13 protein-coding genes are annotated in these 17,400 nt (G+C 47.9%); all 13 read left to right on the forward strand.

The window, feature by feature from the left end; all coding sequences use genetic code 11:
• Window positions 1–39: 39 nt before the first annotated feature.
• The 13 genes from bshC (at window position 40) to murG (ending at window position 17,258) form a co-directional block, all read left to right on the forward strand.
• Window positions 40–1,671 carry a bacillithiol biosynthesis cysteine-adding enzyme BshC gene (bshC, locus tag gpAD87_RS04190; RefSeq protein ID WP_064636428.1) on the forward strand — a complete coding sequence of 544 codons (1,632 nt, stop codon included), beginning with the start codon at window positions 40–42 and terminating at the stop codon, window positions 1,669–1,671.
• Between the two features lie 45 nt (window positions 1,672–1,716).
• Window positions 1,717–2,982, forward strand: coding sequence for an adenosylhomocysteinase (locus tag gpAD87_RS04195; RefSeq protein WP_063566994.1), 1,266 nt, complete (start codon window positions 1,717–1,719; stop codon window positions 2,980–2,982).
• Window positions 2,983–3,257: 275 nt separating this feature from the next.
• Window positions 3,258–3,695 (forward strand): division/cell wall cluster transcriptional repressor MraZ, encoded by a 438-nt coding sequence (mraZ, locus tag gpAD87_RS04200; protein WP_017687291.1) that lies wholly within the window; start codon window positions 3,258–3,260, stop codon window positions 3,693–3,695.
• Window positions 3,696–3,713: 18 nt separating this feature from the next.
• Complete coding sequence (rsmH, locus tag gpAD87_RS04205) at window positions 3,714–4,664, forward strand: 16S rRNA (cytosine(1402)-N(4))-methyltransferase RsmH (protein ID WP_064636430.1); 951 nt, start codon at window positions 3,714–3,716, stop codon at window positions 4,662–4,664.
• A 27-nt stretch (window positions 4,665–4,691) separates the two neighbouring features.
• On the forward strand, window positions 4,692–5,120 hold the full coding sequence (locus gpAD87_RS04210) for a hypothetical protein (RefSeq protein WP_064636433.1): 429 nt from the start codon (window positions 4,692–4,694) through the stop codon (window positions 5,118–5,120).
• Between the two features lie 50 nt (window positions 5,121–5,170).
• A complete protein-coding gene (locus gpAD87_RS04215; RefSeq protein ID WP_064636435.1) occupies window positions 5,171–7,501 on the forward strand; it encodes a penicillin-binding transpeptidase domain-containing protein in 2,331 nt (776 codons plus the stop codon).
• Between the two features lie 93 nt (window positions 7,502–7,594).
• The gene (locus gpAD87_RS04220; RefSeq protein WP_064636437.1) at window positions 7,595–9,559 is read left to right on the forward strand and encodes a stage V sporulation protein D; all 1,965 of its coding nucleotides are present in this window, start codon (window positions 7,595–7,597) and stop codon (window positions 9,557–9,559) included.
• Window positions 9,560–9,689: 130 nt separating this feature from the next.
• On the forward strand, window positions 9,690–11,177 hold the full coding sequence (locus gpAD87_RS04225) for a UDP-N-acetylmuramoyl-L-alanyl-D-glutamate--2,6-diaminopimelate ligase (RefSeq protein WP_064636439.1): 1,488 nt from the start codon (window positions 9,690–9,692) through the stop codon (window positions 11,175–11,177).
• Window positions 11,177–12,589, forward strand: a complete 1,413-nt coding sequence (locus gpAD87_RS04230; protein WP_064640741.1) for a UDP-N-acetylmuramoyl-tripeptide--D-alanyl-D-alanine ligase — start codon at window positions 11,177–11,179, stop codon at window positions 12,587–12,589. The genes gpAD87_RS04225 and gpAD87_RS04230 overlap by 1 nt, the downstream gene beginning before the upstream one ends.
• A 12-nt stretch (window positions 12,590–12,601) precedes the next feature.
• Window positions 12,602–13,570, forward strand: a complete 969-nt coding sequence (mraY, locus tag gpAD87_RS04235) for a phospho-N-acetylmuramoyl-pentapeptide-transferase (RefSeq protein WP_064636441.1) — start codon at window positions 12,602–12,604, stop codon at window positions 13,568–13,570.
• Between the two features lie 3 nt (window positions 13,571–13,573).
• Window positions 13,574–14,995, forward strand: coding sequence for a UDP-N-acetylmuramoyl-L-alanine--D-glutamate ligase (gene murD, locus gpAD87_RS04240; RefSeq protein ID WP_064636443.1), 1,422 nt, complete (start codon window positions 13,574–13,576; stop codon window positions 14,993–14,995).
• Window positions 14,996–15,043: 48 nt separating this feature from the next.
• A complete protein-coding gene (gene spoVE / locus gpAD87_RS04245; protein WP_064636445.1) occupies window positions 15,044–16,141 on the forward strand; it encodes a stage V sporulation protein E in 1,098 nt (365 codons plus the stop codon).
• 7 nt (window positions 16,142–16,148) lie between these two features.
• Complete coding sequence (gene murG / locus gpAD87_RS04250) at window positions 16,149–17,258, forward strand: undecaprenyldiphospho-muramoylpentapeptide beta-N-acetylglucosaminyltransferase (protein ID WP_064636447.1); 1,110 nt, start codon at window positions 16,149–16,151, stop codon at window positions 17,256–17,258.
• Window positions 17,259–17,400 lie beyond the last annotated feature (142 nt).

Below are 17,400 nucleotides of genomic sequence, written 5' to 3' on the forward strand. Positions count from 1 at the left end.
CAAGAAAGGCTCTTTGAAGCAGAATAGGAGGCAGACCTCATGAAAGGTATTACCGAGGCACTCCGCAGCGGAACGCGACTTGCAGAAGACTATGTCTGTTCAAGGGATGCTGCGCGTGGCCTTTACCAATATGACATTCGCTGGGAATCGGGGCTTCATACGCGTGCCGAGTGGCTAGACCAATCGGAGAACACACGTATTCCTCGTCAACATCTGGCAGAGTATCTACGTATATATAATAAACGGGTGAACGATCATGGTGCAGTCCATGAATCCATCACACGTCTCGCGGAACAAGAAGCGTTGGTTGTTACGGGAGGACAGCAAAGCGGCCTGCTTACAGGTCCGTTGTTTGTAATTTATAAAGCAGCAAGTGTAGTTGCAGCTGCGCGGGAAGCGGAGAACAGGCTACAACGGCCGGTCGTTCCCGTTTTTTGGATTGCAGGCGAAGACCATGACTGGGATGAAGTGAACCACACATACTTGCCTGACGCCAACGGTGACATGACGAAGATCAAGTTACAAGGGCGGTTTGCAGGCAGGGATTCTGTGAGTTATGTCCATGTGGAAACAGAACAATGGATGACCGTGCTGAAGCAGGTGGAGCATCTGTTACCGGATACGGTGCACAAACCTGGTTTGATGAAGCTGGTTACGGAAATTCATCAGTCGAGTTCGAATCTGAGTGATGCGTTTGCTCGGTTAATCTCAGCATTGTTTGGCAGCAGTGGACTTATTCTGATGGATGCTGCAGATCCAGACTTGCGCAGGCTTGAGCAGCCTGTATTTGAGCGTTTGATTCGTGAAAATGGGACATTACGCCAAGCATATGCACAAGGTGCCTCCGCATTGGAACAAGCCGGATATGCCATGCCAGCTGAAGTCGCGGAAGATGGGGCCAATCTGTTTTACATACATGAAGGGGCACGGTTGCTTCTGATGTTGAAAGACGGCTTGTACAGCGACCGTAAAGGTCTGGTTTCATTTACAGAAGAGCGACTGCTTCAGGAACTGGCTGAACATCCCGAGCGGTTTAGCAACAATGTATTGACCCGGCCATTGATGCAAGATTCCATTTTACCTGTAGCGGCTGTTATCTTAGGTCAAGGTGAGATCGCGTACTGGGGATTGACACGTGAAGCGTTTGGCCGGTTTGGGCTGCAGATGCCTATCTTGCTTCCACGTCTGTCCTTTACCATTTTGGAAGATGTTCATCACAAGCATATGAAGCAGTACGGTCTTTCTTTCCAGGACGTTCAATATCATATGGAAGATAAGAAGGAACAATGGCTGGCACAGCAGGAGACCTTCCAGGTCGATGAACAATTCGAGCGCGTTCAGCAAGCATTTGCCGATCTATATCGTCCATTACTTGATCAGATCACAGAGATCCATCCTGGTCTGGACCGAATTGGAGATACCAATGTAGGTAAGATCAGCGAACAGATGCAATATCTGCAACAGCAGACCCACAAAGCCATCAAAGATAAACACAATGTGAGTCTAAGACACTGGAACGGGATGCAAAACTCACTCTTTCCCATGAACAAACCACAGGAACGAGTACATAACGTACTCTTTTACCTGAACCGTTATGGAACCGAGTGGATCGGACAACTGATTGAAAGTCAGAACGAATTCCGTGGACAACACCAAGTGATCACATTGTAGTGACCTTTTATAATAGAAGGAATAGATAATCGAGGAGGATGAGGAATGACTACCCCTGCATTGCAAAACAGTATCGTTAAGGATATGGGACTCGCTTCGGAAGGTCATCTGAAAATTGATTGGGTAGAAGCACATATGCCGGTGTTAAACCGCATTCGTCGCCAATTTGAACAGGATCTTCCGTTTAAAGGTTTGAAAGTAGCCATTTGCCTTCACCTTGAGGCCAAAACAGCTTACCTGGCGAAAGTCATTCAAGCTGGTGGTGCAGAAGTGACGATTACACACAGCAACCCATTGTCAACACAGGACGATGTTTGTGCTGCTCTGGTGGAAGACGGCGTTACTGTGTATGCCAAACATAATCCGGACCCTGTTGAGTTCAAAGAACTGCAACTTCGTGCACTTGAAGTGAAACCTGATCTGATCATTGATGACGGTGGGGACTTTGCCACTATCATTGCATCTGAACGTCCTGACCTAGCTGCCACCATTCGTGGTGGAGCAGAGGAAACGACAACGGGCATCATTCGTTTGAAAGCTTTGGCGAAAGAAGGACAATTGCGTTTCCCAATGGTTGCAGTCAATGACGCTTATTGCAAATACTTGTTTGATAACCGTTACGGTACAGGTCAGTCTGCATTCGATGGTATCATCCGTACAACTAATCTGGTCGTTGCAGGAAAGAACGTAGTTGTAGTGGGTTATGGATGGTGTGGTAAAGGTGTAGCGATGCGTGCCAAAGGGCTCGGAGCAAATGTCATCGTAACTGAAATTGATCCTATTAAAGCCGTAGAAGCACATATGGACGGATTCCGTGTCATGACGATGGTAGAAGCTGCAAAATTGGGTGATTTCTTCATCGCTGTTACCGGCAATAAAGATGTGATTACTGGAGAGCATTACGATGTGATGAAGGATGGAGCAATTCTTAGCAATGCGGGTCACTTTGACGTGGAAGTAAACAAACCTGAACTTGCTAAACGTTCCGATTCGATTCGTACCGTACGCCGCAACATTGAAGAATATCGCTTCAAAGATGGCCGTAAGATGTATTTGCTGGCTGAAGGACGTCTCGTAAACCTGGGTGCAGCCGATGGACACCCTGCTGAGATTATGGATACAACGTTTGCATTGCAAGCGCTGGGTCTGCGTTATGTGAGCGAGAACTATGCGGAACTGGGTAAAACCGTTGTTAATGTACCTTATGACATTGACCAACAGGTTGCCAGTTACAAACTAGAAAGCTTGAATATTGCCATCGACTCTTTGTCCGCCGAGCAGGAAAAATATCTGGACAGCTGGAAATTCTAAGAAGCATCCATTAATTACAAGCTGATTAAGTGCTTCAAAGGGTTTAAAATGGTTTATTAATGATATGGCTCATATGCGGGTGTACGTGCGATTGCCCGTAAACGGGAAACGTCTTTGATCCTGAGTGACAGGATCAAAGACGTTTTTTTGCGGTTGGAAATTAAAAAAAAGTAAAGCCCGTAAGAAGGGTTTTGATTTTTTTGTGCGAATCTATTATGCTTAGGTGGTGGAAAGTGGGGCAAAGTGGGAGAAACGGGTGAGGAGTGAGTGGGCCAATGTTTATGGGGGAGTTCCAACATAGCATTGATGACAAGGGTCGGGTTATTATTCCGGCTAAATTCCGCGAATCTCTGGGACCGTCTTTCGTTGTCACACGGGGTTTGGACCAGTGTCTTTTCGTGTACCCCATGGAGGAGTGGGGGGTCATGGAACAGAAGCTCAAAGCACTGCCGTTGATGAAATCCGATGCACGTGCGTTTACCCGGTTTTTTTTCTCGGGTGCCACCGAATGTGAATTGGACAAACAGGGCAGGGTAAATTTGCCGGGCAATCTTAGAGAGTATGCCAAGCTGGACAAGGATTGCGTTGTTCTTGGCGTGTCGAACCGGGTGGAGATTTGGAGCAAAGGCATATGGGAGAGTTATTTCAATCAATCCGAAGAAGCATTCAACGACATTGCCGAAAAGCTGGTCGATTTTAATTTTGATCTATAAAGTCAGGAGGGGTGCAGGTTGTTTCACCACATAACCGTACTCAAAGAAGAGGCAACAGAGGGATTAAACATCAAGCAGGACGGTATATACGTGGACTGCACTTTAGGCGGTGGCGGACATAGCTCCGTGATTGCATCCAAGCTCGGTCCAGGGGGACGTCTGATCGCACTGGATCAGGATGATTGGGCTTTGGATAACGCGCGTGAAAAATTGGCTCCATATGGAGAGCGGATTACATTGGTGAAAACCAATTTCCGTGATCTCGAACAGGTACTGAAAGAACTGGATGTACCGATGAAAGATGGCGTGCCACAGGTAGATGGCATTTTGTACGATTTGGGGGTATCATCGCCGCAATTCGACGAAGGAGAACGTGGATTTAGCTACAATCACGATGCTCCGTTGGATATGCGTATGGATCAGGACGCATCTCTTACCGCCAAAGAGATTGTTAACGAATGGCCGGAAGAGGAGATTGCCCGCATTTTGTATCGCTATGGTGAAGAGAAATTCTCTAGACGAATTGCTCGTGTCATTGTTGAAAAAAGAAAGCAGTCCACAATTGAGACTACTGGTGAACTGGTGGAATTGATCAAAGAAGGGATTCCGGCGGCGGCTCGTCGTACCGGAGGACATCCTGCAAAACGCAGCTTCCAGGCATTGCGAATTGCGGTTAATGATGAGCTGGGCGCGTTCGAAGAAGCGTTACATCAGGCCGTTCGGTGCTTGGCACCAGGCGGACGTGTATCTGTTATTACTTTTCACTCACTTGAGGACCGAATTTGCAAACAGATTTTTAGCAGTTATCTGGAGAAATGTACATGCCCTCCCGATTTTCCGTTGTGTGTTTGCGGCGGTAAGGGTACCATGCGTTTAGTGAACAGAAAGCCGCTGATTCCAACGGAAACGGAACTGGCCGAAAACTCCCGTGCTCGTTCAGCGAAGCTGCGCGTAGCCGAGAAACTGTAAATCAAGAGCGGAGGAGAGAGTCGGAGTATGGCATATACACGTGGTAATCTGGCAGTGAAAGAAAAAGCGTCCCAAGAACGTGTGGCCCAGCAACGGTACAAGGAAACTACCAAAGTGGTGACCCGTCGTACCGGTCTTCCGGCACGCGAGAAATTTTTGTATCTGATTACTCTGGTTGCAGTCATTGTTGTGGGTGGTGTAATGATGTCGCGTTACGCTCACATCTATGATCTGAATAAGCAGGCACAGACGACGTTGTCTGATGTGAGAGACGCAGAGAAAACGATTGCAGATTTGCAAGTGGAGAAAGAAAAACTGAACAATCTGGTCATCGAGAATGCTCGCAAACTTGGTTATGTTGAGGCTTCCGGTAAGGATGTCATTTTTGTACCTCGCTCAACAAGTGCAAAGAACTCGACAGGTACTGAATCGTCCTCGGATACAGCAAATAAGTAGAACATTTTGTATCAATCCATACAAAGTGCTGAAGCAAAAGAGGTGTACCGATGGTAAAAAGAATAAAGATGCGCACGCTGCTTATAGGGGGATGTATTACCCTCTTTTTTCTTGTATTAATAACCCGCATATTTTTTATTCAGGTTGTTAATGGCGGTATTTGGCAGGAGCGAGCAGCTGGTTTGGTCGAACGTGAACAAACCATCAAGGCCAGTCGAGGGACAATCACAGACCGCAATGGTAACATCCTGGCCACAGATGCACCTGCTTACACGGTATCTGTAAACCCGGAGATGATTAATAAACTTGGGATTGAAGATGTGGTTATTAACAAATTATCTAGTTTATTGGGTAAAAGCGAGAGTGAAATGCGCGCACTTGTAACAGCCAAAAAGAAAGATGGGACATTCTTTCAACAACGTGAAGTGCGCAGTGAAGGGTATAAAATTAGCCCTGAACTCGCTGCTAAAGTAGACGAATTTCGCGAAAAACTTCAGGATGACTACAAGGCTAAAAACGCGATTGTCATGACACAGGAGTCGAAGCGATTTTATCCGGAAGAAACGCTCGCCTCTCATCTGCTGGGATACATGAGCCGTGATGGCAAAGCGGTTAACGGACTTGAAGTCTCCTATGATGAACAGCTTACAGGTACAGATGGTTATCTGAACTACCAGAAAGATGCCAAAGGGTACAAGCTGCCTGATTCCCAGGACAACTATCTACCACCGCAGAATGGAAGTAACTTGAAGCTGACGATTGATGATACAATTCAGTACTACATCGAAGATGCAATGAAAGAAGCGGTAGCCCAGTACAATCCACTGAGCATGACTGTCATTGCAGCAGATCCCAATACGATGGAGATTCTTGGTATGGCCAATTGGCCGACCTTTAATCCTAATACGTATGGGGAAACGCCGGATCAGAAAAATTTTATCAACCATGCGATACAATCCATCTATGAACCAGGGTCTACTTTTAAAATTGTTACTCTGGCGGGTGCGGTTGAAGAGAAGCTGTTTGATCCGAATGCTACGTTTGAATCCAAGCGAGTCTATATCGGTGGCTACCCAATTAGTGATAACGGTCACGCCTATGGCCGGATTTCCTACTTGGAAGGTGTTAAACGTTCAAGTAACATTGCGTTTGTTAATCTGGGCTATAACATGCTTGGCGGTGAACGTTTACGTCATTACATAGACCAATTCGGTTTTGGTAAAAAGACGGGCATTGATCTGCCGAGTGAATCGGCTTCACCAATCAAGCCGCTGGTTTATAAATCGGAAATTGCCACAGCAGCATATGGTCATGGTCTTGTACAGGTAACGCCAATCCAGCAGGTAGCAGCCATTTCGGCCATTGCCAACGGTGGCAAACTTATGGAACCGCATCTGGTAAAGGAAATTATTAACCCGAATGACGGTACATCAGAAGTAATCAAGCCGAAGGTCGTTCGTCAGGTCATTTCCAAGGAATCTTCCAAACTGGTGAGCGGGTATCTGGAACAGGTTGTAGCCGACCAAACGATTGGTACAGGGCGCAATGCTTATATCGAAGGATACCGTGTGGCTGGTAAAACGGGTACGGCAAGAAAAGTTGTGAATGGGACATACAGTAAATCCAAAGACGTCGTTTCGTTTATCGGATTTGCACCTGTAAATAATCCCAAAATCGCGATGTTAATTGTGATTGACCAGCCTGATGGTTCCAATATTGGCGGAGGTACTGCAGCTGCTCCGGTATTCAAGAAGATTGTGAGCCAGACTCTTCAATACATGGGAGTTCCCAAAGATACAGTAAAGACCACTGACAAAAAGTCAAAAACAACGCCGGTCGTTCAATCTAAAGCTCCTGATCTGTCAGGCAAGACAGCCAAACAGGCTAGAAGCCAACTTTTGAACGCAGGAATTGCCTATGAGACGCTTGGTCAGGGTGAAAATGTCATTCGCCAGTATCCTGTGGCGGGTGCAGCCATGAATCCTGGCCAACGAATCTACCTTTTGACCGAAGAGAGCAGCAAAATGAAGATCCCTGATCTGACTGGCGAATCTCTACGAGATGCACTTGAAGTGCTCTCCCTCATGAAAGTGGGCGTAACCGTTAAAGGTGAAGGATATGTGGTGAAGCAAACGGAGCAGGTGGCAGGCGAACAGAGAACGGTTGAGCTTGTGCTGCAGACGGCCAAAGCGGCAGTTACCGGTATAGCAGATGAAGCTCCCGAGTCTTCTGATCCAGCATTAGGGGACGAGACTAATAATCAGGGAGCAGCTGATGGAACGGGGAACACCGAAGAAACGGGTAAAACGGATACTACAAATTCACCTTCAAATGAGACAAAATCGTCTGGTAACACTTCGGACGGGGCTTCGCTTCCATAGAGATCACAGACAGCTTGTTCTAACCCCCGGTTGTCCTGAATATTCATGAATTGAACACAATCATGATTTTGGGACGAGTGGGGGGATCTTTTCGTGAAGGGGTCAAGCGTAAATCTGCGGCGCAGGTTGTTATGGAGTTTAGTTATTTTAGTTCTGTTATTCTCAGCCTTGGTAATCAGGCTTGCTTATGTACAGTTAGGGAAAGGACCGGAACTCTCTGCGAAAGCGGAAGAGTCGTGGCGGCGGAATATTCCTTATTCAGCCAAACGGGGAGAGATCCTGGATCGAAATGGAACCTCTCTCGCCTACAATATAACCACACCAACCATTATGGCGATTCCTGCCCAGGTCAAGGAAGCGGAGACAACAGCAAGAGCACTGGCTCCTTTGCTGGGGATGACCGAAGAGAAAGTGCTGGCAACCATCAAGAAAAGAGAACTAATTGTACGACTACAACCCGGTGGCCGCAAAATTACGATGGAGAAAGCTCAGCACATCCGTGATTTGAAGCTTCCGGGTATCGTTGTTGCTGAGGATAATAAACGCTTTTATCCTTATGATGATCTGGCGGCTCATATTCTTGGTTTTACGGGTATTGATAATCAGGGCTTAACGGGTGTGGAGAAAAAGTATGATGATAAACTGAACGGTTTGAATGGCAGTGTGTCCTACTTGTCCGATGCGGCCGGAAGGCTAATGCCGGGCTCATCTGAGAAGTATGTGGAACCGAAGGATGGTCTGAACCTCAAGCTGACTATTGATAAATCGATTCAGTCCATCATGGAACGCGAGCTGGATCAGGCTATGGTCAAGTTCCAGGCCAACTCGGCGCTTGCCATTGCAATGAACCCTAAGACGGGTGAAATCCTTGGCATGGCCAGTAGACCCGGATACGAACCAGCCGATTATCAGCAATATCCGGCCGATGTATACAACCGGAATTTACCGATCTGGATGACGTACGAACCGGGTTCAACGTTTAAAATTATTACGCTCGCAGCAGCACTTGAAGAGAAAAAAGTAAATCTGACGCAGGATCAGTTCTATGATCCCGGATTTGTTGAAGTTGGAGGCGCTCGCCTGCGTTGCTGGAAAAAGGGCGGCCATGGAAGTCAGACCTTCCTCCAAGTCGTGGAGAACTCCTGCAACCCTGGATTTGTTGCACTGGGTCAGAGGCTGGGCAAAGAATCATTATTCTCCTATATTAAAGACTTCGGTTTTGGCACCAAAACAGGCATAGATCTGAGTGGTGAGGCCAGCGGGATTCTGTTCAAACTGTCACGGGTCGGTCCTGTGGAGCTTGCGACCACTGCTTTTGGTCAGGGGGTATCCGTTACGCCAATTCAGCAAGTAGCGGCTGTGTCAGCAGCTATTAATGGTGGTAAACTATACAAGCCATATGTTACAAAGGCTTGGGTTCATCCCGAAACGGGTGAAGTGATGGAAGAGGCCAAGCCGGAACTGGTTCGTCAAGTCATCTCGGAAGATACGTCCAAGCAAGTACGTGAAGCACTTGAGAGTGTCGTCGCCAAGGGTACGGGACGTCCGGCGTTTATTGATGGATACCGGGTTGGCGGAAAAACGGGTACGGCCCAGAAGGTAATCAATGGACGTTACTCCTCTACCGAGCATATTGTATCCTTTATCGGTTTTGCTCCAGCGGATGATCCGCAGATTGTTGTGTATACTGCGGTGGATAACCCGAAAGGGATTCAGTTCGGCGGCGTGGTTGCCGCACCGATCGTACAGAACATTCTGGAGGATGCGCTGCATTATATGAATGTTCCGGTTCGAAAGGATCAGGTAGCCAAAGAATACAAGTATGGAGAAACCAAAATCGTGACGGTTCCCGATCTGACAGGAGCTACGGTCGAAGACCTGTATGAGGATCTGAATATGAACTTTATGCTGGCCAAATCCGGCAGTGGGAAATATGTCATTAACCAGGCTCCAAAACCAGGAGCACGGGTTGATCAGGGTTCTACTATACGCATCTATATGGGTAATGTTCTGAATGATATTCATGATCATACCAAGGAGGAAGGACAAGAGCCCTGATGGGGCTCTTGATCCCCACCGCAACAAAATGCACTGAGTTGCGTTTCATTAATTGGCTGTGTTTACGATATTAATGATTACAGAGAACTGTTGAAATTGAAGTAAACTTGGAAAAAGTGAGGTTATTCATGTGCTTTTAAAACAACTTTCATCAATGCTAACAACCGCCCGTGTCATTGGCGAAACAAATACAGAATGTCAAAACCTACAGACAGATTCTCGCCAGGTACAACCGGGAGATCTGTTTATCTGTCTTCCAGGACATACGGTTGACGGACATAACTATGCTGAGAAGGCTGTAAACGCTGGAGCTGTCGCTCTGGTTGTGGAACGAGAGCTGGATCTGCCTGTTCCGCAGTTGCTGGTAAAAGACAGCCGTTTCGCCATGGCTGTACTGGCAGATTCCTTTTTTGACTCACCAAGCCGCAAGATGAATATGATTGGTGTAACGGGAACCAACGGAAAAACAACGACCACCTATTTAATTGAAAAAATCATGAGTGACTTTGGTCAAAAAACAGGATTAATCGGGACCATTCAAATGCGTTATGATGGGCGCACGTACCCGATGTCAGGCACTACACCGGAAGCACTTGATCTACAGCGCAGTCTGAATGATATGGTTCAAGCAGGCACGGACTGTTGTGTTATGGAAGTTTCATCCCACGCTTTGGAGCAAGGTCGGGTGAAGGGGACGGAATTCCGTACGGCCGTATTTACCAATCTGACGCAGGATCATCTGGATTACCATCATTCCATGGAAGAATATCGCGGAGCGAAAGGACTGTTCTTTGCACGGTTGGGTAACGGATATACCGCAGATGCTTCCAAGCGCAAATTTGCAGTGATCAACGCAGATGATCCCGCAGCAGCTTATTTTATATCTGTAACGGCAGCTGAAGTCATTACATACGGCATGGAGGAAAATGCGGATGTACGCGCATCCCAGATTTCAATTACCTCGCAGGGGACTTCTTTCCATGTAGACACATTCAGAGGCAGCACTGATATTCGTTTACGGATGGTAGGCAAATTCAATGTGTACAACGCAATGGCTGCCATCGCTGCTGCTCTGGTTGAAGACATTCCGCTGGAGGAGATCAAACGTAGTTTGGAGACGGTACCTGGCGTAGATGGACGTGTTGAGGCTGTTGACGAAGGACAACCGTTTGCAGTCATTGTTGACTATGCTCATACCCCAGATGGCCTGGAGAACGTATTGCGGACGGTGAAGGAATTTGCTGAAGGCCGTGTGATCTGCGTATTTGGATGTGGTGGTGACCGAGATCGTACGAAGCGGCCTCTAATGGGTAAAATTGCTGCGAAGTATAGCGATATCGTATTTGTTACTTCCGACAATCCGCGGACAGAAGATCCCGATCTGATTCTCAAGGATATTGAACAGGGCTTGATTGAAGATGCCATTCAACCTGACCGTTATACGATGATTGTGGATCGGCGCCAGGCGATTCATGAAGCTATTGAAATGGCAAGCCCTGCCGATGTAGTATTGATTGCGGGCAAGGGGCATGAGACCTATCAAATCATCGGCACAACCAAGACGGACTTTGACGATCGGATCATAGCGAAAGAAGCGATAAGGGGCAAATCCAATTGATAAAAAGAACATTGGCACAATTGGCCGAGATGTGTGGAGGAACACTAACTGACATTGCTGCTTATGGTGATGTTGGTGTTGAAGGTGTATTTACAGATTCGCGTAAGCCCGTTCAAGACAGTCTCTTTATCCCGCTTGTTGGCGAAAGGTTTGACGGACATGAATTTGTGCAAACCTGTGTAGAGAAGGGCGCTGCCGGAGCTTTATGGCAAAAGGATCATGGAGCTGCACCTCAAGGTGCTGTGATTATTGTGGAGGATACCCTGGTTGCATTGCAGGAGCTTGCGTCCTCCTATTTAAAAGAAAACAAGGCCTCCGTTGTAGGCATTACAGGCAGCAATGGTAAAACAACAACAAAGGACATTGTGGATGCCATTCTGTCTACCACGTTCAAAGTGCATAAGACCCAAGGCAATTTCAATAATCATATTGGTTTGCCGCTTACCGTACTTAGCATGGAACCAGACACTGAGATCGTAATTCTGGAGATGGGCATGAGCGGCCGAGGAGAGATTGAAGAATTATCTTTAATTGCCCAGCCGGATGTCGCAATCATCACGAATATTGGTGAATCCCATCTACTTCAACTGGGATCTCGATTGGAGATTGCTCGGGCAAAAGTTGAAATTGCTGCTGGCATGAAACCAGGTGGATTGCTGATATACAACGGCGACGAACCGTTGATTGAGCAGGTTCTGGCGGAGCCAGCGACTAAGCTGCCTGAAGGACTTCAACGGTATACATTTGGCTTGCAGACGGATAACGATGATTATCCTACTGGAATTATGAATGCACAGAGTGGGGTTGCGTTTACAACCAAGCAGTCTGGAGAGGATGCTCTTACACTGCCATTATTGGGGACACATAATGTGGTCAACTGTCTTGCTGCATTAGCGGTTGCCCGTCATTTTGGAGTGGCTGCTGAACAGATTGTAGCAGGACTGTCACGTCTGAAATTAACCGGCATGCGCATCGAGATTATTAACGGGGTCAGTGGTTTGACCATGCTCAATGATGCTTACAACGCTAGTCCAACCTCCATGAAAGCCGCTGTGGATGTGCTGGAGGGCCTTAAGGGGTATCGGATCAAAGTTGCCGTGCTCGGTGATATGCTAGAACTGGGGCCTCAGGAGCATGAGCTCCATCGGGGAATCGGTGAATATATTACACCCGACAAAATGAATATGGTGCTGGCTTATGGCCCTTTATCTGCGAGTATCGCAGAAGGAGCAAGACAAAACATGCCAGCAGAAGCCGTACACACTTTTGAGAGCAAGGAAGAATTGACCCGATATCTACTGAAGAATCTCCAATCCAGAGATGTTGTCTTGTTTAAGGCCTCCCGAGGCATGAAGCTTGAGGATGTGGTCGAAGCGCTAAAAATAGCTCCATTACAGAATAGAGTAGACTAGAGGGGTGAACCCATGGATTTTCAGGTATTACTGTTAACAATCGGTGTTTCATTTATTTTGGCGGTGATTGCTGCACCGCTCTTGATTCCATTGCTGCGTCGAATGAAGTTCGGACAGCAGGTTCGCGAAGATGGGCCACAGAGCCATCTGAAAAAAAGCGGAACACCTACAATGGGCGGAGTAGTTATTTTACTCGCGTTCACATTGGCCTTTTTGAAATTTTCAGCGGTCAAAAATACGGACTTTTACGTCCTGCTGGTGGCTACACTCGGCTTCGGTCTGATCGGTTTCCTGGATGACTACATCAAGATTGTATTCAAACGTTCACTGGGGCTGACGGCTAGACAAAAGATGATTGGTCAGTTGTTTTTCAGTGCAGTGATGTGCTATTTGCTTATCCAGAATGGACACAGCACAGCCATATCGATTCCAGGTACATCAGTCTCCTTCGACTGGACGGGATGGTTCTACTATCCGTTTGTGGTATTCATGATGCTTGCCATCACGAATGCAGTTAACTTTACCGATGGTCTGGACGGCTTGCTGTCCGGCGTGAGCGCCATCGCATTTGGGGCATTTGCCATTGTGGCGATGCAGGCAACATCCATGCCAGCAGCGGTATGTGCGGCGGCGATGATTGGTGCGGTACTTGGATTCCTGGTATATAACGCACACCCGGCCAAAGTGTTTATGGGAGATACAGGCTCACTCGGAATTGGTGGTGCGATTGGTGCCGTCGCGATTGTGACGAAGACAGAACTTCTTTTTGTCATCATTGGCGGTATTTTCGTCATCGAAATCCTGTCCGTTATCATTCAAGTAGTATCTTTCAAAACTCGTGGCAAACGTGTATTCAAAATGAGCCCGATTCATCATCACTTTGAACTGAGTGGCTGGTCGGAATGGCGAGTTGTCATTACTTTTTGGGCGGTAGGTGCCGTTTTGGCCGCTCTCGGACTTTATCTCAACAAGGGGTTGTAAACAATGAATCATCCTGAATCATATCGTGGACAACAAGTGGTCGTGCTTGGACTGGCCAAAAGCGGCGTGCAGGTCGCCAAAGTACTGGATCGTGCCGGCGCAATCGTTACAGTTAATGATAAAAAAGAGAGAGAACAGTGTCCCGAAGCATCCGAATTGGAGGCTTTGGGAATTTCTGTTGTATGCGGGGGACATCCGGACGATCTGATTCATAGTGATGTGAAGCTTGTAGTCAAAAATCCGGGCATTACTTATCAGGCACCTCCTGTGCAACAGGCACTTGCCTTAGGCATAGAAGTGGTGACTGAGGTGGAGGTAGCTTACCATCTATGCGCTGCGCCTATGATCGGGATCACGGGCTCTAACGGGAAAACAACCACAACAACGTGGGTAGGCAACATGTTGGAGCTTGCCGGTTTGAAACCGATCGTTGCCGGTAATATTGGAACGCCATTGTGTGAGGCGGCAGAGCAGGCTTCTGCGGATAACTGGATGGTGGTGGAGCTTAGCAGTTTCCAACTGAAAGGCACATCCGATTTCCGTCCACGCATTGCAAGTTTGCTAAACGTGGCGGAGACTCATTTGGATTATCATGGAGACATGGATGATTATGTGGCTTCCAAAGCCAAATTGTTCTCCAACCAGCAACCGGAGGATGTAGCTATCCTGAACTGGGATGACCCGGTATGTCGCGGACTGGTTCCTTATATCAAAGCAAGACTGCTCCCATTCTCACTGACAGAGAAGCTTGAAGCAGGGGTATATGCCGATCCTCCATACGTGGATGGGGAAGAGGATGATGTGAAGCGCCAGGTGATCTATGTAGACGGTGAGGGCAACCATCATGTCATTATTGATGTGGAAGACATCGGAATACCAGGACGATTTAATGTGGGAAATGCCTTGGCAGCAGTAGCTATTGCTGTATCCGCTGGAGCCGATCCATCTGTGCTTGCTGCGCCTCTGGCTGACTTCAAGGGGGTTGAACACCGTCTTGAATATGTACTTGAACATAATGGAGCGGGCTATTACAACAATTCGAAAGCGACCAACTCCAAAGCAACCGTAATGGCGCTGAACTCCTTCAAGGAACCGGTCGTGCTCATTGCCGGAGGACTGGATCGTGGTTCAGACATGATGGAATTGCTGCCATTATTCCAGGAGCGGGTGAAAGCTGTGGTTGCTCTTGGAGAGACACGAGAGAAAATTGCCAAGGTCGCGGAACTGGCGGGATTAAAGCAAATTAAGGTCGTCGATAATGAGGAGGACGCTGCCCGGACGTTAACCGCTGCCGTGCAGGAAGCTTCACAGTTTGCAGCTCCAGGTGATGTGGTCTTGTTATCACCGGCGTGTGCAAGCTGGGACATGTTTCCTTCCTATGAAGAGCGGGGACGCATTTTTAAAGAGGCGGCGCATAACTTGTAAGTAGGGGGGTGGAAAAGCCCCTACTTCCATGCAAGGGGTGGCCTCCTGATGAAACAGACGCGACCGGCGCCGGATTTCTGGCTCCTAATTTGTATTCTGGCATTGCTTGCCATCGGCATTATTATGGTATACAGTGCGGGCTCGGTGCTTGCTTTTCATGACTACGGTGATTCATTTTACTTTGTCAAAAGACAGCTGCTGTTCGCCGGACTTGGACTTGCTGCCATGTTTGTTACGGCAAATGTGGACTACCGGGTCTGGAGAAAGTATGCAAAGCCTATACTGATTGCCTGTTTTATAATGCTGATTGCGGTGCTGATTCCTGGCATCGGAGTGGTTCGGGGAGGGGCACGAAGCTGGTTGGGCATTAGCTCGTTCGGCATACAACCTTCAGAATTCATGAAACTGGGTATGATCCTGTTTCTCGCTCACTGGCTAAGCAAGGAACCTGGCAAAATCAAAACGTTCACGACGGGGCTTCTGCCACCGCTCGGCTTGATTGGTTTGGCCTTTGGTATTATTATGCTTCAGCCCGATTTGGGGACAGGCACCGTGATGATGGGTGCATCGATGCTGATTATTTTCACAGCAGGAGCACGGATGAAACATCTATCACTGCTTGCCCTCGGCGGTATAGCAGGGTTTGCCGGACTGATTGCGGCAGCTCCCTACAGATTGCAGCGAATAACGGCTTTTTTGGACCCGTGGTCTGATCCACTTGGTGCCGGATATCAGATTATTCAATCTTTATATGCGATCGGCCCTGGAGGACTTGCGGGCTTGGGGCTGGGTATGAGTCGACAAAAATACAGCTACGTACCCGAGCCACAAACGGATTTTATTTTTTCCATTTTGGCAGAAGAGCTAGGCTTCATTGGTGGAATGATTGTATTATTGCTGTTTCTGGTCCTGGTGTGGAGAGGGATGCGCGTAGCGATGACGGTACCGGATGCTTTTGGCAGCCTTCTGGGTGTAGGTATTGTGGGTATGGTGGCTGTGCAGGTCATTATCAACATTGGTGTCGTGATCGGGCTTATGCCGGTTACGGGGATTACGCTCCCGCTCATCAGTTATGGCGGTTCATCTCTGACCTTGATGTTAACAGCGCTAGGCATATTATTGAACTTATCCCGTTATGCGAGGTGAATGTACGATGCGAGTCGTTCTAAGCGGCGGCGGTACCGGTGGGCATATCTATCCGGCCGTTGCTATAGCAAGGCAATGTGAGGCGGAGAATCCCGACTCGACATTTTTATATATCGGTGGTACCCGTGGACTGGAAAGTAAACTGGTGCCACAAGAAAATATTCCGTTTCAATCGATTGACATTACAGGTTTTCGCCGGAAATTGTCCTTTGACAACGTGAAGACTGTGATGAGATTTCTGCAAGGTGTTCGCAAAGCCAAGAAAATGCTCAAGGAATTCAAACCCGATGTTGTCATCGGTACGGGGGGCTATGTGTGTGGGCCTGTCGTATATGCAGCAGCCAAACTTGGTATTCCAAGTGTTATTCATGAGCAGAATGCCATTCCCGGGTTAACTAACAAGTTCCTTACCCGGTATGTGGACACGGTAGCTGTTAGTTTTGAGGGTTCGGAGAAAGCATTCTCTGGAGCCAAAAGGGTTGTGTATACCGGTAATCCAAGGGCTACAACGGTAGCCCAAGCTAGCCGCGATCGTGGATTTGCGACATTGGGTGTACCCATGGACAGCCGAGTTGTTCTTGTGGTTGGTGGTAGCCGTGGTGCGAAAGCAATCAATAAAGCCATGGTGGATATGGCACCGATGCTGGCCAAGCTTGAAGATGTGCACGTGGTCTATGTGACTGGTGATTCTTATTTTGATGAAACGCGTGAAGCGATCCGCAGTTCCCTTGGAACGATGCCAAATCATCTGCATGTGCTGCCTTATGTACACAATATGCCTGAGGTTCTTGCATGCACGTCGCTGATTGTAAATCGTGCAGGGGCATCATTCCTTGCCGAGATTACATCTCTAGGTATTCCATCCATTCTGATTCCGTCACCTAACGTGACGAATAATCATCAGGAGGCGAATGCTCGTACACTTGAGGGTGGCGGTGCATCGCTTACGATGCTGGAGAAGGATCTGACAGGCCAGGCGCTATATAAAGCGATTGCTGGAATTATGAATGACGAAGCGGCGCGCAAAAGGATGGCGGAAGCCTCCAGGGAACTGGGGAAACCTGATGCAGCCGAGGTGCTTGTGGGCGAGATTCGGCGTCTTGCTGCAGGGCGTTAAAGTGCGTTTTGGGCGATTGTCACACACACGACGGGACTGACATAAGATACCCTATAAATCGTGACAATCGTTCCATGGCGCCGCAACACGGCTTGCAGCAACGAAAACTGCCGTGCTCATCGGTTTTGAAGTAAAGGAGGAT

Source organism: Paenibacillus sp. AD87 (genome assembly GCF_001659845.1).
In the GTDB taxonomy this organism is placed as follows: Bacteria; Bacillota; Bacilli; order Paenibacillales; family Paenibacillaceae; genus Paenibacillus; species Paenibacillus marchantiae.

Coding starts and splice junctions, on each gene's coding strand:
- spoVE (WP_064636445.1), top strand. CDS start 15,044: ATGAAACAGACGCGACCGGCGCCGGATTTCTGGCTCCTAATTTGTATT.
- gpAD87_RS04195 (WP_063566994.1), top strand. CDS start 1,717: ATGACTACCCCTGCATTGCAAAACAGTATCGTTAAGGATATGGGACTC.
- murD (WP_064636443.1), top strand. CDS start 13,574: ATGAATCATCCTGAATCATATCGTGGACAACAAGTGGTCGTGCTTGGA.
- murG (WP_064636447.1), top strand. CDS start 16,149: ATGCGAGTCGTTCTAAGCGGCGGCGGTACCGGTGGGCATATCTATCCG.
- gpAD87_RS04210 (WP_064636433.1), top strand. CDS start 4,692: ATGGCATATACACGTGGTAATCTGGCAGTGAAAGAAAAAGCGTCCCAA.
- gpAD87_RS04215 (WP_064636435.1), top strand. CDS start 5,171: ATGGTAAAAAGAATAAAGATGCGCACGCTGCTTATAGGGGGATGTATT.
- mraZ (WP_017687291.1), top strand. CDS start 3,258: ATGTTTATGGGGGAGTTCCAACATAGCATTGATGACAAGGGTCGGGTT.
- mraY (WP_064636441.1), top strand. CDS start 12,602: ATGGATTTTCAGGTATTACTGTTAACAATCGGTGTTTCATTTATTTTG.
- bshC (WP_064636428.1), top strand. CDS start 40: ATGAAAGGTATTACCGAGGCACTCCGCAGCGGAACGCGACTTGCAGAA.